The organism is Paracoccus everestensis (assembly GCF_021491915.1).
Lineage (GTDB): Bacteria > Pseudomonadota > Alphaproteobacteria > Rhodobacterales > Rhodobacteraceae > Paracoccus > Paracoccus everestensis.
This window is the reverse complement of sequence record NZ_CP090836.1, coordinates 361,384-387,958: the sequence shown is the minus strand read 5'-3', so window position 1 is coordinate 387,958 and position 26,575 is coordinate 361,384. Positions and strand designations below refer to the sequence as shown.

The window sequence follows — 26,575 nt, the reverse complement described above, 5'->3', positions numbered from 1 at the left end:
CGCGCGCCTTTCCAAAGTCCTGCAATTCCTGTATCAGCACCGAACCTCCCAAGGACAGCGGCAATGAACGACCAGGCCAATCCCCCGGCAGTGAAAAAGCTTTTCATCAAGACCTATGGCTGCCAGATGAACGTCTATGACAGCCAGCGCATGGCCGAGGCCATGGGCGCGGAAGGCTATGTCCTGACCGAGGATCAGGCGGACGCGGACATGGTGCTGCTGAACACCTGCCACATCCGCGAAAAGGCGGCCGAGAAGCTGTATTCCGACCTGGGCCGCCTCAAGCCGCTGAAGGCGGAAAAGCCCGACCTGAAGATCGGCGTGGCGGGCTGCGTGGCCCAGGCCGAGGGCGAGGAGATCGTGCGCCGGATGCCGCTGGTCGATCTGGTCGTGGGACCGCAGACCTATCACCGCCTGCCCGCCATGGTGCGCGGAGAGGCGCCCGCGATCCTCACCGACTTCCCCGAGGAAGACAAGTTCGACCACCTGCCCCAACGCCGCGCCACCCGCCGCGCGCCTGCGGCCTTTCTGACCGTGCAGGAAGGCTGCGACAAGTTCTGCGCCTTTTGCGTCGTTCCCTATACGCGGGGGGCCGAGAACAGCCGTCCCGTGGACCGCATCCTGCGCGAGGCACGCGACCTGGTGGACCGGGGCGTGCGCGAGATCACCCTGCTGGGCCAGAACGTGAACGGCTGGCACGGCGCGGGCGGGGACGGCGAATGGGGCTTTGGCCGCCTGATCCGCGCCCTTGGCGACATCGAGGGGCTGGACCGGATCCGCTATACCACCAGCCACCCCAACGACATGGCCGAGGATCTGATCGCGGCCCATCGCGACGTGCCGCAACTGATGCCCTATCTGCACCTGCCGGTGCAATCGGGCAGCGACCGGATCCTGCGCGCGATGAACCGAAAGCACACGGCGGCCCAGTATCTGCGCCTGATCGACCGGATCCGGGAAGCGCGCCCGGACATCCTGCTGACCAGCGATTTCATCGTGGGCTTTCCGGGCGAAACCGATGCCGACCACCAGGACACCCTGCGCCTGGTGGCCGAAGTGGGCTTTGGCACTGCCTTCAGCTTCAAGTATTCCCCCCGCCCTGGCACCCCTGCCTTTGACCGCCCCGAGGTGGACAGCCAGGTGGCCGACGACCGCCTGCAGGAATTGCAGGCTCTGCTGACGAAACAGCAGAAGGCCGCGCAGGAAGGCATGGTCGGGCGCACCCTGGGCGTCCTGTTCGAAAAGCTGGGCCGCCAGGACGGGCAGATGATCGGCAAATCCGATTACCTGCACTCTGTCTTTGTCGATGCCCCCCGGGCCCAGGTCGGCGATCTGGTTCAGGTGCGGATCGTGGCAAGCGCCTCGAACTCGCTGCAAGGAGAGCTGGCGGCCTGAAAACGCCCCTTCCTCGGAACCGCCCTTCGCGCGTGCGGTTAAGCCTGACGCATCACGCAAGGAGGGACTGGATGGACGACGACCGGGTCTGGAAGTTCGAGGAAAGCCTGTGGCGCGCCTCGCAGGAACGCTATCATGAACGGGTCGATCCCGAATGCATCATGGCGCTGAGCCATGCGCCGCATCTGTTCGCGGGCGAGGATGCCACCCGCGCCGTCAGCGGCACGCCCGAATGGGACGAAGTGACGTTCCAGGACAAAAGCGTGTCCCGGCCCGAGGAAGGGATGATCGTCGTCGGCTACAAGGTCAGGGCGGAAAAGGGGGAAACCTGTTTTACCGCGGCCTGCACCTCGGTTTATCGACGCAAGGGGCACGAGGACTGGACCGTGGTCCAGCACGCCCAGGTGGCTCTTGGCGGGGAAGGCTGACGCCGGCGGCGTCTGGAAATGAATGCGGCCGACCCCCCGGAACGCGCGAACATAAAGGGGGCCGGCCTCTTTCGCGTCAGTGGACCGACACGAAAGTCCGATGCGCCGGGCCATCGCCATCGGCGATAACGGGCGCTATGATGAAAGACCGGCCCCCAGGAGCGCGCGAACAGGACGGGGACCGGTCTCTTTCGCCCGCGGTGGTGTGCGCAGGCGAAAGCCGGGGTCTGGGCAGGGGTTACTCCCCGCCGCCCAGACTGTGAACATAGGTGGCGACAGCGCGGATCTCGGCCTCGGACAGGCGCGTGTTCCAGGCGGGCATCACCCCGTAAGGGCCTTCCGACACGATGCGGGTCAGCGTCGCGTGGTCGTTGCCATACAGCCAGACGGCATCGGCCAGGTTCGGCGCGCCCTGACTGCGGTCGCCGCTGCCGTCTTCCATGTGGCAGGCCGAACAGTTGTCGGAATAAACCTGGGCGCCTTCGGCCGCCTTGCCGGCGTCGTGCGGCTGGTCCGACAGCGCCAGGACGTGGTTCACCACCTGGTCGATCTGCGTGCGGTCCAGAATGCCGTCGCTGCCGAAATGCGGCATTTCGGAATAGCGCGTGTCGCCGTCCTGCGGATCGCGGATGCCGTGTTGCAGGGTGAGGTGGATATCCTCCAGCGTGCCGCCCCACAGCCAGTCGTTGTCCAGCAGGTTGGGATAACCCCGCGCCCCGCCCGCGCCCGAACCGTGGCATTGCGCGCACCAGGTGCGGAAGATCGCGCCGCCCGCATTGGTGGCATAGTTCACCAGTTCGGGATCGCCGGGGATCGCGGCCAGATCGACGGCGGCCAGGCGGGTCTGGATGGGGGCGTTGGCCTGGTCGAAGCGGTCGATCTCGGCCGCGACTTCCTGGCGGGTATCGGTGCCCAGAAGGCCCTGCGTGGCCTGATTGACCAGCGGGATCGCCGGATAGGCCAGGACATAGCCGACCGCCCAGACGATCGTGGCGTAAAAGGTCCACAGCCACCAGCGGGGCATGGGATTGTCGTATTCCGTGATCCCGTCCCACTGGTGTCCGGTCGATCCCACCTCTTGCACCAGGCCCTTGCGCGCCGGTTTGCGCATCTTCGGGGCGACCGGCTTGTCGGCACGGGTCCGTTCGGGGATCACGCCGGCGATCTTGGCCGCGTGCTCGCTGTCGGCCGCACGACGTTCCAGGCTGACCTGGTTGTCGGGATTGGCGGGATCGGTATGCGGATCGACGGGCTTGTCCTTGTCTTCGGCCATTACCGGCCCTCCTTCTCATCCGCGTCGGCGGGACGATTTTCATGCCGGAAGATGCTTTCGGCTGCGTCTTTCTGGGCCTTTCTGGCGCCGGGGCGGAACACGAACACGATCACGCCCAGGAAGATCAGCACCAGCAGCAGCAGCGCCCAACTGTCGGCCAGACCGCGCAGGAAGCTGTAGGTTTCCATGACAGCCCCCTTACCGCGTCGGATCCGGCTCGAAGGTCGAGAAATCGACCATCGTGCCCAGCACCTGCAGATAGGCGATCAGCGCGTCCATTTCCGTCAGTTGCGGCTGGCGGTCGAAGTTGCGCTGCTGCGCGCCCGGATAGCGTTCCTGAAGGCCGGACGCATCGGCATCGGGGTTGGCCTGCGCCCGGAAATCCTCGGCCGAGGCCAGGATCATTTCCTCGGAATAAGGCACGCCCACCAGGGCATCGGTTTCCACGCGGTCCTGGACATATTCCGGGCCGATGATCCGATCCATCAGGAAGCCGTATTTCGGCATGATGGACTCTGGCACCACGGCTTGGGGATCGCGCAGGTGATCCAGGTGCCATTCGTCGGAATAGCGCCCGCCCACGCGCGCCAGATCCGGCCCGGTGCGCTTGGATCCCCATTGGAACGGATGGTCGTACATCGATTCAGCCGCCAGCGAGTAATGGCCGTAACGCTCGACCTCGTCGCGCATGGGGCGGATCATCTGGCTGTGGCAAACATAGCAGCCTTCGCGGACGTAAACGTCGCGGCCCACCAGTTCCAGCGGGGTGTAGGGGCGGACCCCTTCCACCTTCTCGATGGTGTTTTCCAGATAGAACAGCGGGGTGATCTGCACCAAACCGCCGATCGTCACGACGATAAAGGAAAGGATCAGCAAAAGCGTCGCGTTCTTTTCGAGGATCTTGTGTTTTTCAAGAATTTGCATGGCTCGCGTTCCCTTATTCGGCCGGCACGCCGATGGCCGTCGAATGGGCCTTGGGCTGGCGGGCCACCGTGGCCCAGAGGTTGTAGGCCATGATGATCCCACCGGCGAGGAACAGGACACCGCCCAAGGCACGCACCACGTTCATGGCGAACTTGGCTTGGACCGCGTCGGCGAAGGCGTTGACCAGGAAGCCCTGGCTGTCCACTTCGCGCCACATCAGGCCTTCCATGATCCCCGACACCCACATGGACGCGGCATAGAGAACCAGGCCGATGGTCGCCAACCAGAAGTGCCAGGAGACCAGCGACAGGCTGTAGAGGCGTTCCCGGCCCCACAGGCGCGGCGTCAGGTAGTACAGCGCGCCAAAGGTGATCATGCCGTTCCAGCCAAGGGCGCCGGAATGGACGTGGCCGATGGTCCAGTCGGTGTAATGCGACAGGCTGTTCACGGCCTTGATCGACATCATCGGCCCTTCGAAGGTCGCCATGCCGTAGAAGCCCACGGCCACCACCATCATGCGCAGGATCGGGTCGGTGCGCAGCTTGTCCCAGGCCCCGGACAGGGTCATCAGACCGTTGATCATGCCGCCCCAGGAGGGCATCCACAGCATGATCGAGAAGACCATCCCCAGCGTCGAGGCCCAGTCGGGCAGCGCGGTGTAATGCAGGTGGTGCGGACCGGCCCAGATATAGAGGAAGATCAGCGCCCAGAAGTGGATGATCGACAGCTTGTAGGAATAAACCGGACGCTCGGCCTGTTTCGGGATGAAATAGTACATCATCCCCAGGAAACCCGCGGTCAGGAAGAAGCCCACGGCGTTGTGGCCGTACCACCACTGCACCATCGCGTCCTGCACACCGCTGAAGACCTGCACGGATTTCGAACCGAAGATGCTGACGGGCACCGACAGGTTGTTGACGATGTGCAGCATCGCGATGGTCATGATGAAGGCCAGGTAGAACCAGTTGGCCACGTAGATGTGGGGTTCCTTGCGCTTGATCACGGTGCCCAGGAACACGGCCAGATAGGCGACCCAGACGATCGTCAGCCATAAGTCCACATACCATTCGGGTTCGGCATATTCCTTGGACTGGGTGGCACCCGCAATATAGCCGGTCGCGGCCAGCACGATGAACAGGTTGTATCCCCAGAACACGAACCATGCGAGGTTCCCGCCCCACAGACGCGCGGCGCTTGTGCGCTGCACCACATAGAACGAGGTCGCGATCAGCGCGTTGCCGCCAAAGGCAAAGATCACCGCACTGGTGTGCAGCGGACGCAACTTGCCGAAGTTGGTGTATCCCTGGGTCAGTTCCGACAGGTTCAGCGCCGGAAAGGCCAACTGAAAGGCGATGACCACGCCCACCAGAAAGCCCACGACGCCCCAGAAGGTGGTGGCGATCACCCCAAAGCGGACCACGTCGTCCATATATTGCGTCCGGTCGATGACGCGCGCGGGTTCGTCGACCTGGCGCAAGGCCCAGACGAACATCCCGCCCGCGACCAGCATGACAACGATCGCATTGACCATATAGGCCGGGTCGCGCGCCATGTTGGCGGCAATCGCGGCCAACAGAGCGATCAAGCCCAGCAAGATCAGCTTTACATAATTCCACATGGCTTCCACCCGCGTCCCTTGGCCGGACTGACCGGGCGGCTCGAATCGCCGCCGGACAGATTCCTTCGTTGCCGCCCGGAATAAGGCGGCGGGGGCCTCCGAAACCTTGATCTGCATCAAGTTCGGCGGTTTGATTCCGATCAAGGCCACGCGGTGGCGCCCCTGCCATTCTGGCCCGACCGATGAAGGAGACCGCCATGGGTTACAAAAGCATTCTGACCGTCCTGTCCGACGCCCGCCAACTGCCGCAGCTTGACGCGGCGGCGGCCCTGACCGCGCGCGAGGATGGGCATCTGTCGGTCCTCAGCCTTGGCCTGGATCACACGCAGGTCGGCTATTATTTCCCGAACGGGATGCCCTATGCCTTCCAGGACGCCATCGACATGGCAATGGACGAGGCTGGATCCCTGGACCGGATGGTCCGGCAGCACCTGGCCCGCTACAGCGACCTGCGATGGTCGTCCGAGGCTGCGGTGGCCCAGATCGGCGGCGTCGCCAACCTGGTGGGGATGCGCGCGCGGTTTTCCGACCTGACCGTCCTTGCCCGCCCGTATGGCGAGGAGGCCCCAGGGGAAGCCGAAGCCGTGGTCGAGGCGGCGCTGTTCGAAGGCGGCTGCCCGGTCCTGGTCCTACCCGGCACCGACCTGCCCGCGGATCCCCCCGGCAAGGTGCTGATCGCCTGGAACCAGTCCATCGAGGCCCTGGCGGCCGTGCGCCGCGCCTTGCCGTTGCTGCAGGCTGCAGGCTCGGTCGAGATCACGGTGATCGACCCCCGCGGCGGCACCGACGGATCCGAGCCGGGCGCCCCCCTGGCGCAGATGCTGACCCGCCACGGCGTCCATGCCGACATCACCGTGCTGGCCCGCACCGCCGCCACCGTGAGCGAGGAGCTGAACCGCCGCGCCAGGGAAATTGCCGCCGATCTGGTGGTGATGGGCGCTTATGGCCATTCGCGCTTTCGTCAGGCGATCCTGGGCGGGGCCACGCGCAATATGCTGGAAAAGGCCAAGGTGCCGGTCTTCATGGCCCGTTAAGGGTGGCGCGGGGCGCGGGCGCGTCAGGCGGTCAGCCGCATCCCGTCATGGCCCGTGACGCGCAGGTCCATCAGCGCGCCTTCGGGCTGGTCGCTTGCAAAGGCGACCTCGGTGAACTGTTCCGTCCGGCCAAGGCGCGGGCCCTCGGTCAGCACGCGGTGCATCCGGCCCATCTGCCCGTCCAGGTGGCGCCGCAGCGCGGCCTCGCCCGCCTTGCGCAAACGGGCCGCGCGGTCGCGGATCACAGGGCCTTGGACGGCGGGCATCCGGGCGGCGGGCGTGCCCTTGCGGGGCGAAAACGGAAAGACGTGCAGGAAGGTCAGCCCGCAGTCATCGACCAGCTTGACGCTGTTGTCGAACATGGCATCGGTTTCGGTGGGAAAGCCCGCGATGATGTCCGCGCCAAAGACGATGTCGGGGCGCAGCCGGCGCGCCTCCTCGCAGAAGCGGATCGCGTCGTCGCGCCCGTGACGGCGCTTCATCCGCTTCAGGATCATGTCGTCGCCCGCCTGCAAGGACAGGTGCAGATGCGGCATCAGGCGGGGTTCCGTGGCGATGGCCAGCATCAGGTTCTCGTCCGCCTCGATCGAATCGATGCTGCTGATGCGCAGGCGCGGCAAATCCGGCACCAGCCGCAGGATCCGCATCACCAGATCGCCAAGACGCGGGCCGCCCGGCAGGTCGGCACCCCAGCTTGTCAGGTCCACCCCGGTCAGCACGACCTCGTTGAAGCCGCGCCCGACAAGCCGCTTGATCTGTTCCACCACCACGCCCGCCGGAACCGACCGGGAATTGCCGCGCCCGAAGGGGATGATGCAGAAGGTGCAGCGGTGGTCGCAGCCGTTCTGGACCTGGACATAGGCGCGGTGCCGCCCGAATCCGTCGATCAGGTGGCCCGCCGTTTCACGCACCGACATGATGTCGTCCACGCGGATCTTTTCGGTATTCCCGATCAGGTCGGGCACGCGCAGGCTGGCCCAAGTCTCGGGCTGCATCTTTTCGTGGTTGCCGATGACGCGCGTGACCTCGGGCATGGCGGCAAAGGTCTCGGGTTCGGTCTGGGCGGCGCAGCCGGTCACGATCACCGGGGCGCCCGGGTTTTCGCGTGACAGGCGGCGGATTTCCTGGCGGGCCTTGCGCACGGCCTCGGCGGTGACGGCGCAGGTGTTGACGACAACCGCGCCGGCCAGGCCGGCAGCCTCGGCCATCTCGCGCATCGCCTCGGTTTCATAGGCGTTCAGGCGGCAGCCCAGCGTGGAAAAGACGGGCGCGGTCATGATGCCAGCCATTCGGGGGTCAGAATGCCGGAAAAGACATGGGCCGTCGGCCCCTCCATCCACACCCCGTCGTCGCGCCAGTGGATCAGCAGCACGCCGCCCGGCACGTTCACCCTGACGCGCCGTCCGGTCAGGCCGCGACGGGCGGCAGCCACGGCGGCGGCGCAGGAACAGGAACCCGATGCCAGCGTCGGTCCGGTCCCGCGTTCCCAGATGCGCAGGATGATCTCGTCGCGGGAAACGACTTGCACCACCTCGACATTGGTGCGCTGCGGATACAGCGGATGATGTTCCATAGCGGGACCAAAGGTCGCCAGATCGACTGCCGCCGCATCCTCCACGAAGACCGTCATATGCGGGTTGCCCATGCCGGTCGCCACAGGATCGCCGGGGATGGGCAGGTGGTCGATGTCCACGTCCTGCGCCAACGGGATCGCCCGCCAGTCCAGCACCGGCGGCCCCATGTTGATGCGTGTCGCCCCGCCGCCTGCATCCTCGGCCAGCAGGATGGCGTGATCGGTGCGCAGGCTCAGCCGGTCGCGGCCCGTCTGGTCCATGACATGGCGCGCGATGCAGCGCGTGGCATTGCCGCAGGCCGAACTGACCGAGCCGTCCGCGTTCCAGAACCGCAGCCGGACATCCGCCCCCTCGTCCGCCTCGATGGTCGCCAGTTGATCGAACCCTACGCCCCGGTTGCGATCCGCGATGCGCGCGATCACCTCGGCTGCCGGGGCCGTGCCCCCGCCGCGCAGATCCAGAACGACGAAATCATTGCCAAGCCCATGCATCTTCATGAAGGGCAGGCCGGGGGTGGATGTGCTGTTCATGGCGGCCATATAATCCCTGCGGAAAATTTCCGCCAGTGCTGCTGACTTTTCCGCTTGACGCCCTCGGGCGCCCCCCCTAGTAAACGCCCGTGTTGGGCCCATAGCTCAGTTGGTAGAGCAACTGACTTTTAATCAGTGGGTCACAGGTTCGAATCCTGTTGGGCTCACCATTCACAAATCAAGGGCCTGGGCCGAAATGCCCAGGCCCTGATCTTTTGTCTGCACCCCTGCCCCTGCTGCCAGACCCCTGCCCCCCAAATGCAATCGGGCGCGCAGTGCTGCGCGCCCGGCATCGGTGTCGGGCCGCCCGGCCTATTCGGCCGGAACGGCGGTGGGTTCTTCGACATCCATGATCGGATGTGGCAGGTGGATCAGCATTTCCTTGGGGCAGACCTGCAGGAAATTGGCCTTCTCGACCTCCCAGTCTGCCAGGATCTCGGCCGCGCGGCGCGATCCGGTTTCCGTGAGGTGCCGTTCGATCAGGCCCTTCAACTGCCCTTCCCAATGGTCCTTGGTCACGGCGCACAACACCAGCGTTTCGGTGTTGATATAGTCGCGCGCCACCCCCTGCGGATCATAGAGGTAAGCCATCCCGCCGGTCATGCCCGCGCCGAAGTTCGCACCGATCCGGCCCAGGATCACCGCCACGCCGCCGGTCATGTATTCGCAACCGTTCGACCCGCAGCCCTCGATCACCACCTTGGCGCCGCTGTTGCGCACCCCGAAGCGTTCCCCGGCGCGCCCCGCCGCGAACAAGAAACCGTCGGTCGCGCCATACAGCACCGTGTTGCCGATGATGGTGTTTTCCGCCGCGACCAGCGGGCTTGCCATCGGCGGGCGCACCACGATGGTGCCGCCCGACAGGCCCTTGCCCACATAATCGTTGGCATCGCCCGACACCTCGATCTTCAGGCCCGGCGCGGCAAACGCGCCCAGCGACTGGCCCGCGGAACCGGTCAGGCGGATCGTCAGGTGGTCGGGTTGCAGCGTGTTGCGCATCCCGAACTTCTGCACGATCAGCGACGAGGTGCGCGTGCCGATGGTCCGGTGCGTGTTCCTGACCGCATAGGACAGTTGCATCTTCTCGCCATCCTCGAAGAAGCGGGCGGCGTCCTTGACGATCTCGCTGTCCAGCGTGTCCAGCACCGCGTTGCGCGGCTTGGTGCGGTCATAGACGATCTTGTCCGCGCCATCGACAGTGATCAGCAACGGGTTCAGGTCCAGGTCGTCCAGGTTCGCGGCGCCCCGGCTGACTTGGGTCAGCAGATCCGCGCGGCCGATGATCTCGTCGATGGACCGCGCACCGATGGAGGCCAGGATCTCGCGCACCTCCTGCGCATAGAAGGTGATCAGGTTCACCACCTTGTCGGCCGATCCGGTGAACATGGCGCGCAGGCGTTCGTCCTGGGTGCAGACGCCCACCGGGCAGGTGTTCGACTGGCACTGGCGGACCATGATGCAGCCCATCGCGATCAGGGCGGCGGTGCCGATGCCGTATTCCTCGGCCCCCATCATCGCGGCCATCACGATGTCGCGGCCCGTGCGCAAGCCCCCGTCGGTGCGCAGCGTCACGCGTTCGCGCAGCCGGTTCATCGCCAGGACCTGATGCGCCTCGGTCAGGCCCATTTCCCAGGGCAGGCCGGCGAACTTGATCGAAGTTGCGGGCGACGCCCCGGTGCCGCCGTTGTGGCCCGAGATCAGGATGATGTCGGCCTTGGCCTTGGCCACGCCCGCAGCAATCGTGCCGACGCCCGAAGACGCCACCAGCTTCACGGTGATCTTGGCGCGCGGGTTGATCTGCTTGAGGTCATAGATCAGCTGCGCCAGATCCTCGATCGAATAGATGTCGTGATGCGGCGGAGGCGAGATCAGCGTCACGCCCTTGGTCGAATGGCGCAGGCGCGCGATCAGGTCCGTGACCTTCATGCCGGGCAACTGCCCGCCCTCGCCCGGCTTTGCGCCTTGGGCGACCTTGATCTCCAGTTCCTCGCAGGCGTTCAGGTATTCGGCGGTGACGCCGAAGCGGCCCGAGGCCACCTGCTTGATCTTGGCGCAAGGGTTGTCGCCATTGGGAAGCGGATGGCTGTGCGCGGGATCCTCGCCGCCTTCGCCGCTGTCGGATTTTGCGCCGATGCGGTTCATGGCGATGTTCAGAGTCATGTGCGCCTCGGGTGACAGCGCCCCCAGCGACATCCCCGGCGTCACGAACCGCTTGCGGATCGAGGTGATCGATTCCACTTCCTCGATGGGCACGGGCTTGCCCAAGGCCTTGATGTCCAGAAGGTCGCGGATGTGGATCGGGGGGTTGGCCCGCATGGTGGCGCTGTATTGCTTCCACACGTCATAGGAGGCGCGGTCGCAGGCCACCTGCAGCAGCTTCATGGTGCTGGCTTCCCAGGCGTGCTTTTCGCCCGTGCGCCGCATCTTGTAGAAGCCGCCGACCGGCAGCAGATCCACCCCGCCCGCGTGGAAGGCCTTGTGATGCAGGCCCTCGACCTTGGCCTGCAACCCGTGCAATCCGATGCCGCTGATGCGGGAATGCATTCCGGGGAAGTATTCGGCAACCATCGCGCGCGACAGGCCCACGGCCTCGAAGTTGAGGCCGCCGCGATAGGACGAGATGACGGAAATCCCCATCTTGGCCATGATCTTCAGAAGGCCCGCATCCACCGCCTCGCGATAGGCCTCCATCGCGTCGAACAGGTCGCTGACGATCAGCCCGCGTTCGATCCGGTCGCTGATCGAATCCTGCGCCAGATAGGGGTTCACGGTGGTCGCGCCGCAGCCGATCAGTACGGCGAAATAGTGCGGATCCAGGCATTCGGCGGACCGCACGTTCAGCGAACAGAAGGTCCGCAGCCCCTTGCGGGTCAGCCAGCTGTGAACCGCGCTTGTCGCCAGGATCATCGGCATCGCCACGCGGTCGCTGCTCTGGTTTTCATCTGACAGGACCAGATGCCCCGCACCCGAGCGCACCGCATCCTCGGCCTCGGCCCGGATGCGGGCCAGGCCCTCGGCCAAGGCCTCGGAACCCGCTCCTACGGGAAAGGTGCAGTCGATCTTGGTCACCGTGTCGCCGAACATCCGGCACATGTCGTCCAGTTCGGAATTGGTGACAAAGGGGCTTTCCAGGACCAGGATCTCGGTTTGCGAGCTGCTTTCGTCCAGCACGTTCTTGAGGTTTCCGAACCGCGTCTTCAGCGACATCACCCGCGTTTCGCGCAAGCTGTCGATGGGCGGGTTCGTGACCTGGCTGAAGTTCTGGCGGAAGAAATGGCTCATCGGGCGGTACTGGTTCGACAGAACCGCGGGCGGCGTGTCGTCGCCCATGGATGCGATGGCTTCCTTGCCGTCCTCGGCCATGGGCGACAGGACATGCTCCATGTCCTCCAGCGTGAAGCCTGCAGCCAGTTGGCGGCGGCGCAGCACCTCGCCGGTATAGGCGGCGTTTTCGGGCAGGTCCTTCATCTTGTGGCTGAGGTCCACGACCTTCTCCAGCCATTCGCCAAAGGGCTGGCTGCCTGCCAGGCGGTCCTTGATGGCGCCGTCGTGATACAGCTTGCCGTCCCACATATCGACGGCGATCATCTGGCCCGGCCCAAGCGCGCCCTTTTCGCGCACGCTCATCTCGTCCACGGGAACCATGCCGACCTCGGATCCCGCGATCAGCAGGTTCTCGGTCGTCACGACATAGCGCATGGGCCGCAAGCCGTTGCGGTCAAGCCCGCCGCAGACCCAGCGGCCATCGGTCATCGCCAGGGCGGCGGGACCGTCCCAAGGCTCCATCACCGCGTTGCAATAGGCATACATATCGGCCCAGGCCTTGGGCATGTCGGTGGTGGCCTTGGACCAGCTTTCGGGGACCAGCATGGTCTTGGTCATGGGCGCCGAACGCCCCGACCGGACCATCACCTCGAACACGGCGTCCAGGGCGGCGCTGTCCGACGACCCGGCGGGCACGATCGGCTTGATATCCTCGGCCGCCTCGCCAAAGGCGCTGCTGGCCATGCGAATCTCGTGGCTGCGCAGCCAGTTGAGGTTGCCCTTCAGCGTGTTGATCTCGCCGTTATGGGCCAGCATCCGGAAGGGCTGGGCCAGCCACCATTGCGGGAAGGTGTTGGTGGAATACCGCTGGTGATAGATCGCAAACGCACTCTCGAAGCGGTCGTCCTTGAGGTCGGGATAGAATTCCGCGACCTGTTCGGCCAGCATCATGCCCTTGTAGATGATCGAGCGGCAGGACAGCGAACAGAAATACAGGCCCGCGACCTGGGCTGCGACGGCGGCCTTTTCGATGCGGCGGCGGATGATGTACAACTCGCGCTCGAACCGGACTTGGTCGATGTCCTTTTCGCAGCGGATCAGGATCTGCTCGATCTCGGGCCGTGTCGCATTGGCCTTTTCGCCCAGAACGGCCGTGTTCACCGGGACGTGGCGCCAGCCATAGATGTAATGGCCCATGCGCAGGACTTCGGATTCCACGATGGTCCGGCAGGCTTCCTGGGCAGCAAAGTTGGTGCGGGGCAGGAAAACCTGGCCCACGGCGATCAGCTTGGACTGGTCGGGTTCATGGCCGGTGCGGCGGATCTGGTCATAAAAGAAGGGCACCGGGATCTGGACATGGATGCCCGCGCCGTCGCCCGTCTTGCCATCCGCATCAACCGCGCCGCGATGCCAGATCGCCTTCAGCGCATCGATGCCCGACTGCACGACCTTGCGCGAGGGCTTGCCGTCGATATTGACCACCAGACCCACGCCGCAGGACGAATGCTCGTCCTCCTCGCGGTACAGGCTGTTGCGGGCCATCCAGTCGCGGCGGGCCTGTTCCTGTTCCTGCCAATCCTTGCTCATCGCTAGGCCCTTTCTTGCAGAAGCTGCGTCAGCAACTGATCGCAGTCGAATTTCGGTTCGGCCTCCCCAAAGCCTTCCTCGCCGGGAAAGGCGAAGGTGACGGGGCTGTCGTTGGTTTCCTGGCGCTGGCCGGTCCAGTCGGACTGGGTTTCCACCCCGCCATAAAAGCGGCCCATCTTGCGGCTGATGAATTGCTGGCCGGTGCGCTCGATCAGCAATTCGCCGCTGGCATCAAAGGTTTTCAACTGGAACCGGGTCACTTCCAGCGGCTGCCCGTCGATGTCGACCGTCTCGCCGGTCAGGGTATCCTGGCCCACATGACGAAGCCGTTCGCCGGTATTGGATTCGGTCCAGAAATCGAAATCGTCCTTGCCGGTTTCCAGAAGGGTCTGGAAGCTGGCATGGTCCTTGGACCGTTCGACCAGGAAATCGGCCAGCCCGGTATTGGGATCGCTGCTTTCGATCCAGCGGGTTTCGGCGTCGATGCGCGACAGGTGGCGCAACCCGTCCTCGCCCAGGATAGCACTGCGCTGATGGCCCGCGGGGTCCGCGGAACATTGGTAATACTGGGTGACCGAACAGCCGCGGTTCTGCACCGTGGCCTGCAACTGGCAGCCCTTGGGCGGGGTGAAGCTTGCGGCATGGCCGACGGACGCGGCCAAGGCAAACCCCAGTGGCGCGATGATCCGCAGCATCACCGCCTCTATTCCGCCGCGATGCGGGCTTCGCCCGTCAGGAAACCGGCGATGGATTCGGCGGCCTCGCGCCCGTCGCGGATCGCCCAGACGACCAGCGACGCGCCGCGCACGATGTCGCCCACGGCAAAGACGCCCGGCAGGCTGGTCTGGTGGGTCTGGAAATTGGCCTTGATGGTGCCCCAGCGGGTGACCTCCAGCCCGTCGACGCCCCACAGCTTCGGCAGATCCTCGGGTTCGAAGCCCAGGGCCTTGATGACCAGGTCGGCGGGTTCGTCGTAATCTGCGCCCTCGATCAGTTCGGGCGACTGGCGGCCCGTCACATCCGGCGCGCCAAGGCGCATCTTCTGGATGCCGACCGAGGCAATCTGCGTGACGGTCCGCACCGGACCATCCACGTCGGCTTCCTGGTTGGCGGCGAAATCGCCGGTGACATGGCCGATGAACTTGCCCGGCGCGGACATCCAGACGAATTCGACGCCTTCTTCCTCGGCGTTCTGAACCTCGCGCTGCGATCCCGGCATATTGGCGCGGTCGCGGCGGTAAAGGCATTTCACCGACAGCGCGCCCTGGCGGATCGCCGTGCGCACGCAGTCCATGGCCGTGTCGCCGCCGCCGATCACGACCACGCGCTTGCCCCGGGCGTTCAGTTCGCCATCGTCGTAATCGGGAACCTCGTCGCCGAACTCCACCTTGTTGGATGCGGTCAGATAGTCGATGGCCCGCACCACCCCGCCCGCATCGGCATTGTCCAGATCCAGGTCGCGGGTCTTGTAAACGCCCGTGGCGATCAGCACCGCGTCATGTTTGCCCCGGATGGCGTCAAAGCTGATGTCCTGGCCCACGTTGCAGTTCAGCACGAATTCCACGCCGCCGTCTTCCAGCCATGCGTTGCGGCGCATGACCACGTCCTTTTCCAGCTTGAAGCCGGGGATGCCATAGGTCATCAGCCCGCCCGCCCGGTCATAGCGGTCATAGACCGTGACCTGGAACCCCTGGCGGCGCAGCATATCGGCGGCGGCAAGGCCACCCGGCCCCGCGCCGATGATGCCCACGCTTTCGGCCCGTTCCACCAGGGGCGCGGCGGGCTTGACCCAGCCCATCTCCCAAGCGGTGTCGGTGATGTATTTCTCGATCGAGCCGATGGTGACGGTGCCATGGCCCGACTGTTCGATCACGCAGTTGCCTTCGCACAAACGGTCCTGCGGACAGATGCGGCCGCAGATTTCCGGAAAGGTGTTGGTGGCCTGGCTGACATGATAGGCTTCTTCCAGCCGGCCTTCGGCAGTCAGGCGCAGCCAGTCGGGGATGTTGTTGTGCAGCGGGCAATGCGACTGGCAATAAGGCACGCCGCATTGGCTGCAGCGGCTGGCCTGTTCGGCAGCCTTGGCATCGGCAAATTCGCGATAAATCTCGTGGAAATCCTCGCTGCGTTCGGTCGCGGGGCGCTTGATCGGCGTTTCGCGCGGAGTCGAGACGAATTTGAGCATCTTCTGCGTGGCCATGGCTGCGCGACCTTCCAATGACAGGAACTTCCACAGCCGCAATAAACCAAGGCAAAAACCATTAAAAGTCAGCTATGCTGACCTAAACCCCATATTTATGGCGCCAAAGCCAAATAAATTCGCTTCGCCCCCAAAAATTAGGTCAGAATAGGTTACCCAAATACGGAAAGCACCAGCAGGACAACGCATCCCACGATGATGCGCCACCAGCCAAACAGCGCATAGCCATGCTGCGATACATAGTTCAGCAGCCAGCGGACCACGATCAGCGCGCTGACCAGGGCTGCCACAAAGCCCACGGCGATATTGCCCAGGGCGCTTGCATCCAGAAGGTCACGGTTCTTGAACAGATCCAGGGCGAATGCTCCGAACATCGTCGGCATCGCCAGAAAGAAGGAAAATTCGGCCGCCGCGCGCTTGTCCGCGCCCAGCAGCAGCCCGCCCACGATGGTCGCGCCCGACCGCGACACGCCGGGGATCATCGCCACGCATTGGAACAGGCCGATCCTGAAGGCCACGGAGAGGGGCAAATCCTCGGCCCGCGCATAGATCGGGTGGTCGGCGCGGCGGTCCACCCACAGAAGAACGATCCCGCCCAGGATCAGCATGACCGCGATCAGCATGGGCGTTTCGAACAGTACCGACTTGATGAAGCCATGCGCAAAAGCGCCTACTACTGCCGCAGGCAGAAAGGCCAACAGCACGGCCCCCAGAAACCGCCGCGCGGCGGGATCATGGGGCGCAGCCGACAGGATTTGCACGATCCGGGTGGAATAGACGCCCAGGATCGCCAGCAGCGCACCCAGCTGGATCAGCACCTCGAACGACCGGCCGGGGGAATCGAAGCCCAGGAAATGGCCTGCCAGCAGGATGTGCCCTGTCGAGGATACTGGAATGAATTCCGTAAGCCCCTCGAGAACCCCGAGGGCTGCGGCGACGATCGTGTTGGATTCCATCAGTCGGCGCGCAGGTTCTTGGCCGATTGCTTGATCGCATCATATTGCCCCGAAGGACGGAACCGCCACAGATAGTCTTCGATCACCGCATCCGACGCGACGGGCTGGATTCCCAGATCCGCAAAGCCCCGGGCGCCGGGCGACACGACGTTGTCGGTGCGCAGCAGGGCGATCTGGTCGCGCGTCAAAAGGGAATTGGTGAACAATCCGCCCGTCACGAACTGCACAATGCCCAGCATCCGTGCGCCCAGGTTCGCGAACCAGAAGGGCAGGTTCACCACGCCGCGCCGACGCATCGTGGTGCGCAGAACCTGGTCCGCGACCTCTTTCACGGTCATCACGTCGGGACCGCCCAGTTCATAGATGCCGGGCGCGGCCTCGCCCGTCGCGCCCTTGACGACGGCAAGCGCCACGTCATCGACAAAGACCGGCTGCAGCCGGGTCTTGCCGCCGATCACCGGCAACACGGGGCCAAGGCGCGTCATGGCGGCAAAGCGGTTATAGAAATTGTCGCCCTGCCCGAAAATGACGGAAGGCCGCAGGATCACCGCATCGGGGCGATGCTTCAGCACCGCCGATTCGCCCCGCGCCTTGGTCGCGATATAAGGGGTGTCCGATTCGGGATCGACCCCCAGGCCCGAGATATGGACCATGCGCGAAACGCCCATCTCGACCGACAGGCGGGCGATCCGTTCGGCGCCCTCCTCGAACACTGTCTGGAAATTGCTCTTGCCCTTGGGGGCCAGGATATTGACGCAGTTCACCACGGCATCGGCCCCCGCCATGGCGGCGCGCACGGACAGGTCGTCGCGGATGTTGCACAGGACCGGCTGGACCTGGCCCACCGCGCCATAGGTGCGGGTGAACAGCGCCTCGTCCGGGCGGCGGACGGCAATGCGGACGCGCCAGCCGCGCTTGGCCATCTGACGGGCGACGTGCCGGCCGACAAAGCCCGAGCCGCCATAGATCGTGACCAGTTTCGCCATGGGCGTTTCGCCTCCTTCATGCCGATATCCGTCCGTTCCATACCCCCGCGCGCGGGCCGCGACAAGGCGGGCGGCGGGGGCGCGGGGACAGCGGATGGATTTTCGCAAGATTTCTGCCCCACCCCCATTGACGCCCCCCGCGACTGGCTTTAGAGACCCGCCCACACCAGTTGGCCCAGATGGCGGAATTGGTAGACGCGCACGGTTCAGGTCCGTGTGCCGCAAGGCGTGGAGGTTCGAGTCCTCTTCTGGGCACCATAAAAAGCCCCCGGAAAACTTCGGTTTTCCGGGGGCTTTTTCTTGTTGTCCGTCAGATTTGGGGCGGGACAAGGCCCGCCCCGCCGTTGTCAGAACTGCTTGCCCATCGCCCGGTCAACAGACAGCCTGCCGCCGCCATGGGCGACGAAATACAGCGTGATCGCCAGCCACAGCAGCGATTTTTCCGCCCCCGAGAATCCCTCGGCCTGAACGACCCAGTGGAAATAGGTCGTGACGCACAGGACGATGGAGGTGGCAAAGGCCGCCGGACGCGTCAGCAGGCCCAAGGCCAGCAACAGCCCCCCAAAGAACTCGGTCGCGGCCAGCAGCGGCGCCCAAAGCCAGCCGGGATAAAAGCCCAGCCCCTCGACCATGCCGACCGCGCCCATCGGCGCCAGGATCTTGGGCCAGCCATGGACCATGAAGGTGATGCCCGCGATCAGGCGCATGAAAAGCACCGTCAGCGGTGCCAGGGCGGCATAAAGCCCCTGCAGTTTCGGGATGATGAGGCGGGTGTCGGTGGTGTAATGGGTCATTGTCGATCTCCTGGAACTTGCGGCCGCAACGCGGCGCAAGGATAACAGCATTGCCCCGGACGAGGCAGGATTGATGCAGCCGGAAGATCAGGCGCGGGGCGGGCGCCAGGGAAGCGTCCAGCGGGTATCAGCCAGGACGGCCTTGCCAAAGCCCACAGGAAGTTGCTTTCCCGGCCGTGCCGCATCCATCACGCCGCCGCCCAGTGCCAGGCAGATAAAGCAGATGCCGGGTTTCTTGGCCGTTTCGGCCTGACTGCCGGGCATACCTGCCGCATAGCACAGATTGTCAGCGCGGATCTGGGAACTGCACGGGGGCTGCGTGATGTCCGCGCTTGCCACCGTGACAGACATCGCCAGAAGCGATACCATCAGGATCAAGGTGGCAAAAACTCTCATCCCATGCGGCCAGGTCGTTGCGGATGGCCCGATATGGCGCAGCAAGCCTGCTGTTTTCAAGAAATTTTCGCCGTCTGCCTTCATATTGCTGGAACCTGCCGATGCCACGGCCATTTTGTCAGCCAGACCCAAGGAGGAAACCATGTCGGACCTGATCGTCATTGCCTTCGACGACGAAGCCAGCGGATTCGAACTGCGCGCCGAACTGGTGAAGATGCAGGGGGAATACCTGATCGAGATGGAGGACGCGGTTGTTGTCACCCGTGCGGGCGAAGACGGCTTCACCCTGCACCAGGCGGTGAACCTGACGGCGGCAGGCGCGCTTGGCGGCGGCTTCTGGGGGACGCTGATCGGCCTGGTGTTCCTGAACCCGCTGATCGGCGCCGCGGTCGGTGCGGCATCCGGGGCGCTTGCCGGGCGGCTGACCGATATCGGCATCAACGACGATTTCATGCGCGACACCGCCCGCGCCCTGCCGCCGGGCGGATCGGCGGTCTTCGTGCTGTTGCGCAAGATGACCGCCGACAAGGTGCTTGACCGGCTGCAATCCTTTCATCGCCGGGGGCGCGTGCTGCAAACCTCGCTGTCCCAGCAGGACGAGGACCGGCTGCGCGATGCGCTGTCGGGCGACGCGACGGCGGCACCGCCCGCCACGGGCGCTTGACGCAAGACCGGGCTGCATGAGACACGGCGGCCCATGGTCATTCGCCTTTTGTTCAGCCCCCCCGCCGCCGAGGCCGACACGGGGATTCCCGCAATACGCTGGCGTCCCCTGCGCCGCCTGCTGATCTGGGCACGCTGGCTGGCGCTGCGCTTTCTGGCGCTGATGGTCGGGCTGGTGATGTTCTATGCCTTGATCAATCCGCCAACCACCTGGACCATCGTGGCCGAGGCGACCGAACCCTGGTCCTGGACCGATATCGAGAATATCGCCCCCGTCATGCGCCGGTCGGTCGTGGCGGCCGAGGATGCGAATTTCTGCGCGCATTGGGGCTTCGACATGACCGAGATCCGCAAGGTCGTGGCATCGGGATCAACGCGCGGCGCGTCCACCCTGACCCAGCAGACCGCCAAGAACGTGTTCCTGTGGCAAGGTCGCAGCTGGGCGCGCAAGGCGCTTGAAACCGCCTTTACCCCCATGATCGAGGCCTTCTGGTCCAAGCGCCGCATCCTGGAGGTTTATCTGAACGTGGCCGAATTCGGCCCCGGCATCTTCGGGATCGAGGCTGCGGCGCGCGAATATTTCGGCACGACCCCCGACAAGCTGACAAAGGTGCAGGCCGCACGGCTTGCCGCCGTCCTGCCCGCGCCCAAGACCCGCAGCCCCGGCCGCGCCTCGGCCCGGTCCCGTGCGATTGCCGACGGGGCGGCCACGATTGCACGCGACGGCCGCGCCGATTGCCTGTAAGCTTGCCCGTCTTGGTTGAAACAAGGCGGGCACAGGCTTATCAAGGCCCGATTGCGACGCAGGGATTCTTGAAGCAGGCGATGAACACCAACACCCAGACCACCCGGCTTTACCATTCGCCCTTGTCGCCCTTTTGCCGCAAGGTTCGGCTGGTGCTGGCCGAAAAGCGCATCGAGGTCGAACTGGTCGAGGAGCGTTACTGGGAAAGCCCGCCCGACCTGAAGCGCCGCAATCCGGCCGGAAAGCTGCCGGTCCTGCGCCATCGCGGTATCATGCTGGCCGAAAGCCAGGCGATCATCGAGTACCTGGACGAGGCCGTCCCCCAGCCCGCCTTGATGCCCGCCACCCCGCTGGAGCGCCACGAGGTGCGCCGCCTGTGCGCCTGGTTCGACGACAAGTTCAACGTCGAGGTGACGACCCCCATCCTGACGGAACGCGTGTGGAAAAAGGTTACCCGCCAGGGCTATCCCGACAGCCGGGTGGTCAAGGACGGGCTGCGCGCGATCAAGGAGCATATCGACTATCTCGCCACGCTGCTGGAAACCCGCCGCTGGCTGGCGGGCAACAGCCTGTCGCTGGCCGATTTCACGGCGGCTGCGCATTTCTCTTGCCTGGATTACATCTCGGACGTGGACTGGGACCGGTCGGACAGCCTGCGCGACTGGTATGCAACGATCAAGTCGCGTCCGGCCTTCCGGTCGATCCTGGCCGACCAGGTTCCGGGGATTCACCCCGCCCCCCATTATGCCGAGCTTGATTTCGGATAGAACTGGGGGGCCAGCCCCCCAGACCCCCCGGGATATTTGGTCCAAGCTGAAAAAGCGCGTGGCTGCCGAATCAAAGGCGGTCGGATTTTCCCAGATGCGGGTCACGACCCCGGATGCGGTCCCACAAGCGGCCGAGCGGTTGCAGCAGTTCCTGGATGCCGGGCGGCATGGCCAGATGGACTGGATGGCCGAACGGACCCATTGGCGCGGCAATCCGGCCCAACTGTGGCCAGAGGCAAAATCGGTGATCGTCCTGGCCGAGCTGTACACGCCCGACCACGATCCGCTGGCCCTGCTGGACCGGCCCGACCGCGCGGCGATCAGCGTTTATGCCCAAGGGCGCGATTATCACGACCTGGTCAAGAAGCGGCTGAAACAGCTTGGCCGCTGGCTGCTGGAGCAGGTGCCGGGCGAACAGATCAAGGTCTTTGTCGATACCGCGCCGGTCATGGAAAAGCCCCTGGCACAGGCGGCGGGCCTGGGCTGGCAGGGCAAGCACACGAACCTGTTGTCGCGCGACCTGGGAAGCTGGTTCTTCCTGGGGTCGATCTTCACCACCATCCCCCTGCCCCCCGATGCGCCCGAGGTTTCTCATTGCGGATCCTGCCGCGCCTGCCTGGACGCCTGCCCGACCGAGGCCTTTCCCGCCCCCTATCAACTGGATGCGCGGCGCTGCATTTCCTATCTGACGATCGAGCATAAAGGCCCGGTCGATCCCGAACTGCGTCCCATGATGGGCAACCGAATCTATGGCTGCGACGATTGCCTGGCCGTGTGTCCCTGGAACAAGTTTGCCCAGGCGGGATCGGAAATGCGCTATCGCGGCATCGTCGCCGCACCGCCGCTGGCGGAACTGGCGGTCCTGGACGACGCAGGCTTTCGGGCGCGGTTTTCGGGCAGCCCGATCAAGCGCATCGGGCGCGACAGGTTCGTGCGCAATGTCCTGTATGCCATCGGCAATTCGGGCGACCCCGCCCTGGCGGACCTTGCGCGCGGGCTGGCCGGGGATCCCGATCCTGCCGTGGCCGATGCGGCCCTTTGGGCGGCCGGGCGCCTGGCCGGGGCCTGAAAGCGGTCACAACAGGAAATCGCCGCGGTCCAGGTCGATATGGCCCGAAAGCCGCAGCAGGAAATCCGCCTTTCCGTCGCCGTTCAGATCGGCCAGAACCCGTGTCTCGGCGCCGACGTGCTGCCAGCGGACCTGGCGTGCCGCGGTGAACTGCGAATCGTCGACATAGCCCAAGCCAATGGCGCGCAGGTCCAGCCGGTCGCTGTTCGCCCGGAAATCATGGATGATGTCGGCCGCCGCCGTGGTGCTGTCACGCCACGACATGAAACGGAACACGTCCGCGCCGGCGCCGCCCGACATCCCGTCGTTGCCGCCCCCGCCGATCAGCGTGTCGTTGCCAAGCCCGCCGGACAGGATGTCGCGAAGATCGCCGCCGTTCAGGACATCGTTGCCGGCGTCGCCCCACAGCCGGTCGGAACCCGCGCCACCCCAAAGGGCATCGTTGCCCAAGCCCCCATAAAGAAGATCGTCCCCCGCATCGCCCCACAGCGAATCGTTGCCCTCGTCTCCCCGGATGCTGTCATTGCCCGATTGTCCCAGCAGCCGGTCATTGCCCAACCCGCCGCGCAGCCCGTCATTGCCACCGCCGCCGTTCAGGACATCGTTCCCGGCATCGCCATGCAGCGCGTCATGACCGGCGCCGGCAGTCAGCCGGTCATTGCCCGCGCCGCCCCAAAGGAGGTTGTTGCCCCACAAGTCGGTCAGCAGGTCGTTTCCCGCCTCGCCATGCAGGGTGTCATTGCCCGCGCCGCCGTCCAGGACATCGTTGCCCGACCCCGCCTGCAGAAGATCGTTGCCGCTGCCCCCCCAGCAGCGTGTCCTGGCCGGTGCCTGCCCTCAGCCCGTCATTGCCCGATCCGCCGTCCAGGTGGTTGTTGCCCAGCAGGTCCAGCAGAAGGTCGTTTCCCCCCTCGCCCAGCAACCGGTCGTTTCCGGCATCGCCCCACAGGCGGTCCTCGCCGTCCCCGCCCAGCAGGGAATCATTGTCCGTCCCGCCATAAAGCCAATCCTGCCCCGCGCCACCGCGCAGGGTGTCGTTGCCGCCATCCCCCAGCAGCCGGTTGCTGCCCGACAGGTCGGTCAGCGCGTCGTTGCCATCCTGGCCATACAACGTGTCGTTACCCAGGTTCCCGTTCAGCCGGTCATTCCCCGACCCGCCATAAAGAATGTCGTTGCCAGATCCGCCGTCCAGGATATAGGCACCTGCCTCGCCCATCAGGTGATCGTCGTCGGCGTCGCCCCACAACAGGTCGTCGCCCGCGCCAGCCCGCAGCGAGTCGCGGCCTGTGCCCCCGCGCAGAGTGTCACGGCCCGCACCCGCGACCAGCAGGTCGTTGCCGGCGTCTCCGATCAGGTGGTTGTTGCCCGCCACATCCTCCAGCCGGTCATTGCCGGCTCCGCCTTGCAAAAGATCGTTGCCGTCATGGCCATACAGGTAATCGGACCCCAGACCCGCGATAAGCGTGTCGTTGCCCGCACCGCCCAGCAGGTGATTGTTGCCTGACACATCCTCCAGCCGATCGTTGCCGTCCTCGCCCGACAGGGTGTCGTCGCCCGCATCCCCCTGCAGGCTGTCGTTGCCCCCGCCGCCATACAGGCGGTCGTTTCCGCTGGCACCGCGCAGGGTGTCGTGGTCAAGGCCCCCATAGATCAGGTCGTTTCCGTCGTCGCCCAAAAGGCTGTCATTGCCCTCGTCCCCGAACAGGGTGTCGTTGCCTGCCCCGCACAGCACCTGGTCCGCGCCGCTGCCCCCGCGCAGCAGATCGTTGCCCGCCCGTCCCTGCACGGTATCGTTGCCCGCCCCCGCCGAAACCGTGTCGTTGCCCCCGCCCGCCTGGATCGAATCGCCCCCGCCCGCCCCCAGCAGCTGATCGGCCGCCTCGGTGCCGAAAATGAAGGTGCCAACCGTGCTGGGCGGGGTTTCGATCTTCACGGGGTCAAGGGCGGGCAGCCCGTAATGGGCGACGGGAAACAGGCCGTTGCCGAAATCCGTGGGCAGCAGGGCCTTGCCGTCGCGGGTGCGGATTTCCAGGATGGAATTGCCGTAAAGGATCCGCATCCCCCAGGGCTGCGGCGCGAAATTCAATTGCCAGATGCTGCGGATCATGCCCAGCATCGACAGATCCAGCCGGTCGATGCCCGCCTCGTAATCGGTGATGGTCACCCGGCCATCGAACCGGGTCAGGGCAAAGACATCGGCCCCGTCCCCGCCGGTCAGGAGGATGTTGGCCTTGGCCGTGACCAGGATGTCGTCGCCCGCTCCCCCTTGCAGATGCGTGGTCGCAGGCGTCGCCACCAGAAGATCGTCGCGCGCCGATCCCCCAGCCACGCCTGCCCCGGCAAAGCCGGTGCCGCCCGTATCGCCGGGGTCGATGACAAGCTGCGTCACCCCGGTTTCGCCGGCGGATGTGACCAGCAGCACGATCTGGCCCGCGATCACCACGGCCTCGATGGCGCTGACCCGGCCCAGGGTCGTGTCATTGGCATCGACAATGGTTTGCAGATGCAACAGCCTGCCGTCGGGCAGCAGGGTAAAAACGCTGATCCCCCCGTCCGCGCCGCCTGCAATAACGTAGCCGCGCCCATCCACCGCCGCCGTGGCCAGGGCCGTCACCGACTGGAACCGCGTCGTCAGTTCGTCCAGGACATGATCGGTCGCGGTCAGGGCGCCGGTCTTGTCCAGCCTGAACACCGAGAGCGAGGACGACGCCGCCCCCGCCGCCGCCACAAAGCTGCGCCCCCCGAACTGCAGCGCCGCGATGTCCGACGGGATGTAATAACCCATCCCCCCGTCCGCGATATGCAGCGACCCCGCGCCCAAGACCCCGTTGGCCCCGATGGCATGGGTCGAGATGAAGTTCCCCAGGCCCGAAATCGCCACCAGCAGTTGCTGTCCATCGACCGTGACCGCGATGATCTTGTCCAGCGACGCCTCGGCCACGCCGGGGGGCATCGGCAGGGCGGCGGTCGAGACCGGGGAAAGGCTGCCGTCGGCGTTGACCCGGTTCACCTCGATCGCCAGCTTGTCGGGGCGGGCGGAAAACAGGAACCGCCCCCCGTCGCAGGTCACCTGGCCGCTGGCCGACAGGCGCGCGCCGATCCGGTCCGCCGGGAACAGTTGACCCAGCTCGCCCAGACGACCCCGGCTGTCAAAGGACAGCCCCGCCACGCCCGCGCCGGTCATCCCCGCGACCAGCAGATCGCCGCCGCCCGCCTCGCCCAAGACGGTCAGGACAGGGCGGGAGTGATAGGTGAAATTCACCGGAAATCCCGCCGCCGATCCCCGTTCCAGGGGTGTCAGGGGATCGCCCAGGCGATATGTGCTGACCCCGCCGGTGGCATTCACGGCAAACAGCATCCATTCCGCGCCGATATCCGCCAGCGCTAGGTCGGTCACATTCGACAGCCAGCGATGCTGGCCGGTCCCATAGGTGACGATGTGGCGATACGAGATCATCTGGTTTGTCCGACGCGCATTTTGGCAGCAGGCCCGACACGGGGCGACACGCTAACAGAACCTTAATCCACGGCCTTCGAACAACCGGATTGTTCCCGCAGATTGATGAAATCTTTATGGAAAAAAAGCCAAAGGTCCATAGAGGATTAGGCCGGGCTGGGACACGGGGGCCGTTTCCATCATCGCCGCCAGATCGTCGACCGTGGTGCGGATCAGCCGCTGGTGAGGATGGCCCACGGACTGCGCGAACAGCGCGGGCGTGTCGCCGGGCAAGCCATGGGCGCGCAATCCGGCGGCCAGTTCGGGAAAGCTGCGCTGCCCCATGAAGACCACGGTGGTGACGCCCGGATCGGCGATGGCCGCCCAGTTGATGTCGCCCGGCAAGTGCCCGGTCACGTCCGCGCCGGTGATGAACTGCACCCGCCGAGCGGTCAGCCGCCGGGTCAGCGGGATTCCTGCCGCCGCCGCCGCCGCACTGGCGGATGTGACGCCCGGCACGATCTCGAACGGGATGCCGGCGGCCGTCAGGGCGGTCAGTTCCTCCTCCAGCCTTCCGAAGATGCCGGAATCGCCCGATTTCAGCCGCACCACCCGGCGCCCGGCCAGAGCCTGTTCGACCAGCAGCGCATTCACATGATCCTGCCGGGCCGAGGGGCGGCCTGCGCGCTTGCCCACCGCGATCAGTTCCGCGCGGGAATTGGCGTGGTCCAGGACCGGACCCGATGCAAGGTCGTCGTAAAGCACCACCTCGGCCCTGGCCAGGCGGTCCGCGGCCTTCAGCGTCAGCAATTCGGGATCGCCCGGCCCGGCGGACACCAGCGACACGAAACCGGGTGGAGGGGCGGGATCAGGCAACAGGGCGGCTTTCGTCCGGGGAATTCCAGCTATACCACCCATGCCGGGGCAGACAATGCA

The 26,575-nt window shown here is 65.3% G+C and carries 23 protein-coding genes and 2 tRNA genes; 9 read left to right on the top strand and 16 right to left on the bottom strand.

Annotated elements, in window-relative coordinates; genetic code table 11:
• Positions 1 to 63 precede the first annotated feature (63 nt).
• Both miaB and LZ585_RS01890 read left to right on the top strand, forming a co-directional pair.
• A complete protein-coding gene (miaB, locus tag LZ585_RS01895; protein ID WP_234854779.1) occupies positions 64 to 1,395 on the top strand; it encodes a tRNA (N6-isopentenyl adenosine(37)-C2)-methylthiotransferase MiaB in 1,332 nt (443 codons plus the stop codon).
• Between the two features lie 71 nt (positions 1,396 to 1,466).
• Positions 1,467 to 1,823, top strand: coding sequence for a hypothetical protein (locus LZ585_RS01890; protein ID WP_234854778.1), 357 nt, complete (start codon positions 1,467 to 1,469; stop codon positions 1,821 to 1,823).
• A gap of 238 nt (positions 1,824 to 2,061) precedes the next feature.
• Here LZ585_RS01890 and ccoP read toward each other — a convergent pair whose 3' ends face one another.
• From ccoP to ccoN, 4 genes are all read right to left on the bottom strand, one after another.
• Positions 2,062 to 2,934, bottom strand: a complete 873-nt coding sequence (gene ccoP / locus LZ585_RS01885; RefSeq protein WP_234855715.1) for a cytochrome-c oxidase, cbb3-type subunit III — start codon at positions 2,932 to 2,934, stop codon at positions 2,062 to 2,064.
• Between the two features lie 161 nt (positions 2,935 to 3,095).
• Positions 3,096 to 3,284 (bottom strand): cbb3-type cytochrome c oxidase subunit 3, encoded by a 189-nt coding sequence (locus tag LZ585_RS01880; RefSeq protein WP_234854777.1) that lies wholly within the window; start codon positions 3,282 to 3,284, stop codon positions 3,096 to 3,098.
• A gap of 10 nt (positions 3,285 to 3,294) precedes the next feature.
• On the bottom strand, positions 3,295 to 4,020 hold the full coding sequence (gene ccoO / locus LZ585_RS01875; protein ID WP_234854776.1) for a cytochrome-c oxidase, cbb3-type subunit II: 726 nt from the start codon (positions 4,018 to 4,020) through the stop codon (positions 3,295 to 3,297).
• A gap of 13 nt (positions 4,021 to 4,033) precedes the next feature.
• On the bottom strand, positions 4,034 to 5,638 hold the full coding sequence (ccoN, locus tag LZ585_RS01870; RefSeq protein WP_234854775.1) for a cytochrome-c oxidase, cbb3-type subunit I: 1,605 nt from the start codon (positions 5,636 to 5,638) through the stop codon (positions 4,034 to 4,036).
• 197 nt (positions 5,639 to 5,835) lie between these two features.
• On the opposite strand from ccoN, the gene LZ585_RS01865 reads away from it, so the two are divergent.
• Entirely contained in the window at positions 5,836 to 6,672 is an 837-nt protein-coding gene (locus LZ585_RS01865) for a universal stress protein (protein ID WP_234854774.1), read from the top strand.
• Between the two features lie 23 nt (positions 6,673 to 6,695).
• On the opposite strand, the gene mtaB is transcribed toward LZ585_RS01865, so the two are convergent.
• A complete protein-coding gene (gene mtaB, locus LZ585_RS01860) occupies positions 6,696 to 7,949 on the bottom strand; it encodes a tRNA (N(6)-L-threonylcarbamoyladenosine(37)-C(2))-methylthiotransferase MtaB (RefSeq protein WP_234854773.1) in 1,254 nt (417 codons plus the stop codon).
• A complete protein-coding gene (dapF, locus tag LZ585_RS01855; RefSeq protein ID WP_234854772.1) occupies positions 7,946 to 8,785 on the bottom strand; it encodes a diaminopimelate epimerase in 840 nt (279 codons plus the stop codon). Before dapF ends, mtaB begins: the two co-directional genes overlap by 4 nt.
• An 85-nt stretch (positions 8,786 to 8,870) precedes the next feature.
• Between dapF and LZ585_RS01850 the strand changes: the two genes are divergently transcribed.
• Positions 8,871 to 8,946, top strand: a tRNA-Lys gene (locus tag LZ585_RS01850).
• 142 nt (positions 8,947 to 9,088) lie between these two features.
• Here LZ585_RS01850 and gltB read toward each other — a convergent pair.
• The 5 genes from gltB to LZ585_RS01825 all read right to left on the bottom strand — a co-directional run bounded on the left by gltB (position 9,089) and on the right by LZ585_RS01825 (position 17,769).
• Positions 9,089 to 13,627: a glutamate synthase large subunit gene (gene gltB / locus LZ585_RS01845; protein ID WP_234854771.1), complete on the bottom strand. Its 4,539-nt coding sequence runs from the start codon at positions 13,625 to 13,627 to the stop codon at positions 9,089 to 9,091.
• A gap of 2 nt (positions 13,628 to 13,629) precedes the next feature.
• Positions 13,630 to 14,322: a hypothetical protein gene (locus LZ585_RS01840; RefSeq protein WP_234854770.1), complete on the bottom strand. Its 693-nt coding sequence runs from the start codon at positions 14,320 to 14,322 to the stop codon at positions 13,630 to 13,632.
• Positions 14,323 to 14,330: 8 nt separating this feature from the next.
• Positions 14,331 to 15,827 (bottom strand): NAD(P)-dependent oxidoreductase, encoded by a 1,497-nt coding sequence (locus LZ585_RS01835; RefSeq protein ID WP_234854769.1) that lies wholly within the window; start codon positions 15,825 to 15,827, stop codon positions 14,331 to 14,333.
• A 152-nt stretch (positions 15,828 to 15,979) separates the two neighbouring features.
• On the bottom strand, positions 15,980 to 16,783 hold the full coding sequence (locus tag LZ585_RS01830; RefSeq protein WP_390625086.1) for an undecaprenyl-diphosphate phosphatase: 804 nt from the start codon (positions 16,781 to 16,783) through the stop codon (positions 15,980 to 15,982).
• Positions 16,783 to 17,769, bottom strand: coding sequence for a complex I NDUFA9 subunit family protein (locus LZ585_RS01825; RefSeq protein ID WP_234854768.1), 987 nt, complete (start codon positions 17,767 to 17,769; stop codon positions 16,783 to 16,785). Before LZ585_RS01825 ends, LZ585_RS01830 begins: the two co-directional genes overlap by 1 nt.
• A gap of 173 nt (positions 17,770 to 17,942) precedes the next feature.
• Here LZ585_RS01825 and LZ585_RS01820 point away from each other — a divergent pair.
• Positions 17,943 to 18,027 (top strand) — tRNA-Leu (locus tag LZ585_RS01820).
• An 89-nt stretch (positions 18,028 to 18,116) separates the two neighbouring features.
• Here LZ585_RS01820 and LZ585_RS01815 read toward each other — a convergent pair.
• Together LZ585_RS01815 and LZ585_RS01810 are read right to left on the bottom strand one after the other, a co-directional pair.
• The gene (locus LZ585_RS01815; protein WP_234854767.1) at positions 18,117 to 18,563 is read right to left on the bottom strand and encodes a DoxX family protein; all 447 of its coding nucleotides are present in this window, start codon (positions 18,561 to 18,563) and stop codon (positions 18,117 to 18,119) included.
• Between the two features lie 87 nt (positions 18,564 to 18,650).
• A complete protein-coding gene (locus LZ585_RS01810; RefSeq protein WP_234854766.1) occupies positions 18,651 to 18,959 on the bottom strand; it encodes a hypothetical protein in 309 nt (102 codons plus the stop codon).
• Between the two features lie 142 nt (positions 18,960 to 19,101).
• Here LZ585_RS01810 and LZ585_RS01805 point away from each other — a divergent pair, with 142 nt between their 5' ends.
• The 4 genes from LZ585_RS01805 (at position 19,102) to queG (ending at position 22,203) form a co-directional block, all read left to right on the top strand.
• Positions 19,102 to 19,623 (top strand): DUF1269 domain-containing protein, encoded by a 522-nt coding sequence (locus tag LZ585_RS01805; RefSeq protein WP_234854765.1) that lies wholly within the window; start codon positions 19,102 to 19,104, stop codon positions 19,621 to 19,623.
• A 33-nt stretch (positions 19,624 to 19,656) separates the two neighbouring features.
• Complete coding sequence (gene mtgA / locus LZ585_RS01800) at positions 19,657 to 20,367, top strand: monofunctional biosynthetic peptidoglycan transglycosylase (protein WP_234854764.1); 711 nt, start codon at positions 19,657 to 19,659, stop codon at positions 20,365 to 20,367.
• An 80-nt stretch (positions 20,368 to 20,447) separates the two neighbouring features.
• Complete coding sequence (gene fzlA, locus LZ585_RS01795; RefSeq protein WP_234854763.1) at positions 20,448 to 21,134, top strand: FtsZ-binding protein FzlA; 687 nt, start codon at positions 20,448 to 20,450, stop codon at positions 21,132 to 21,134.
• Positions 21,135 to 21,192: 58 nt separating this feature from the next.
• Positions 21,193 to 22,203: a tRNA epoxyqueuosine(34) reductase QueG gene (gene queG / locus LZ585_RS01790; protein ID WP_256445638.1), complete on the top strand. Its 1,011-nt coding sequence runs from the start codon at positions 21,193 to 21,195 to the stop codon at positions 22,201 to 22,203.
• A gap of 6 nt (positions 22,204 to 22,209) precedes the next feature.
• Here the strand turns inward: queG and LZ585_RS01785 are convergent, their stop codons facing one another.
• The 3 genes from LZ585_RS01785 to cobA form a co-directional block, all read right to left on the bottom strand.
• Positions 22,210 to 22,962, bottom strand: a complete 753-nt coding sequence (locus tag LZ585_RS01785; protein ID WP_390625109.1) for a calcium-binding protein — start codon at positions 22,960 to 22,962, stop codon at positions 22,210 to 22,212.
• A complete protein-coding gene (locus LZ585_RS01780) occupies positions 22,940 to 25,660 on the bottom strand; it encodes a calcium-binding protein (RefSeq protein WP_234854761.1) in 2,721 nt (906 codons plus the stop codon). Before LZ585_RS01780 ends, LZ585_RS01785 begins: the two co-directional genes overlap by 23 nt.
• A gap of 114 nt (positions 25,661 to 25,774) precedes the next feature.
• On the bottom strand, positions 25,775 to 26,515 hold the full coding sequence (gene cobA, locus LZ585_RS01775) for a uroporphyrinogen-III C-methyltransferase (RefSeq protein ID WP_234854760.1): 741 nt from the start codon (positions 26,513 to 26,515) through the stop codon (positions 25,775 to 25,777).
• Positions 26,516 to 26,575: the final 60 nt, after the last annotated feature.

Coding starts and splice junctions, on each gene's coding strand:
- miaB (WP_234854779.1), top strand. CDS start 64: ATGAACGACCAGGCCAATCCCCCGGCAGTGAAAAAGCTTTTCATCAAG.
- LZ585_RS01890 (WP_234854778.1), top strand. CDS start 1,467: ATGGACGACGACCGGGTCTGGAAGTTCGAGGAAAGCCTGTGGCGCGCC.
- ccoP (WP_234855715.1), bottom strand. CDS start 2,934: ATGCGCAAACCGGCGCGCAAGGGCCTGGTGCAAGAGGTGGGATCGACC.
- LZ585_RS01880 (WP_234854777.1), bottom strand. CDS start 3,284: ATGGAAACCTACAGCTTCCTGCGCGGTCTGGCCGACAGTTGGGCGCTG.
- ccoO (WP_234854776.1), bottom strand. CDS start 4,020: ATGCAAATTCTTGAAAAACACAAGATCCTCGAAAAGAACGCGACGCTT.
- ccoN (WP_234854775.1), bottom strand. CDS start 5,638: ATGTGGAATTATGTAAAGCTGATCTTGCTGGGCTTGATCGCTCTGTTG.
- LZ585_RS01865 (WP_234854774.1), top strand. CDS start 5,836: ATGGGTTACAAAAGCATTCTGACCGTCCTGTCCGACGCCCGCCAACTG.
- mtaB (WP_234854773.1), bottom strand. CDS start 7,949: ATGACCGCGCCCGTCTTTTCCACGCTGGGCTGCCGCCTGAACGCCTAT.
- dapF (WP_234854772.1), bottom strand. CDS start 8,785: ATGGCCGCCATGAACAGCACATCCACCCCCGGCCTGCCCTTCATGAAG.
- gltB (WP_234854771.1), bottom strand. CDS start 13,627: ATGAGCAAGGATTGGCAGGAACAGGAACAGGCCCGCCGCGACTGGATG.
- LZ585_RS01840 (WP_234854770.1), bottom strand. CDS start 14,322: ATGCTGCGGATCATCGCGCCACTGGGGTTTGCCTTGGCCGCGTCCGTC.
- LZ585_RS01835 (WP_234854769.1), bottom strand. CDS start 15,827: ATGGCCACGCAGAAGATGCTCAAATTCGTCTCGACTCCGCGCGAAACG.
- LZ585_RS01830 (WP_390625086.1), bottom strand. CDS start 16,783: ATGGAATCCAACACGATCGTCGCCGCAGCCCTCGGGGTTCTCGAGGGG.
- LZ585_RS01825 (WP_234854768.1), bottom strand. CDS start 17,769: ATGGCGAAACTGGTCACGATCTATGGCGGCTCGGGCTTTGTCGGCCGG.
- LZ585_RS01815 (WP_234854767.1), bottom strand. CDS start 18,563: ATGACCCATTACACCACCGACACCCGCCTCATCATCCCGAAACTGCAG.
- LZ585_RS01810 (WP_234854766.1), bottom strand. CDS start 18,959: ATGAGAGTTTTTGCCACCTTGATCCTGATGGTATCGCTTCTGGCGATG.
- LZ585_RS01805 (WP_234854765.1), top strand. CDS start 19,102: ATGTCGGACCTGATCGTCATTGCCTTCGACGACGAAGCCAGCGGATTC.
- mtgA (WP_234854764.1), top strand. CDS start 19,657: ATGGTCATTCGCCTTTTGTTCAGCCCCCCCGCCGCCGAGGCCGACACG.
- fzlA (WP_234854763.1), top strand. CDS start 20,448: ATGAACACCAACACCCAGACCACCCGGCTTTACCATTCGCCCTTGTCG.
- LZ585_RS01780 (WP_234854761.1), bottom strand. CDS start 25,660: ATGATCTCGTATCGCCACATCGTCACCTATGGGACCGGCCAGCATCGC.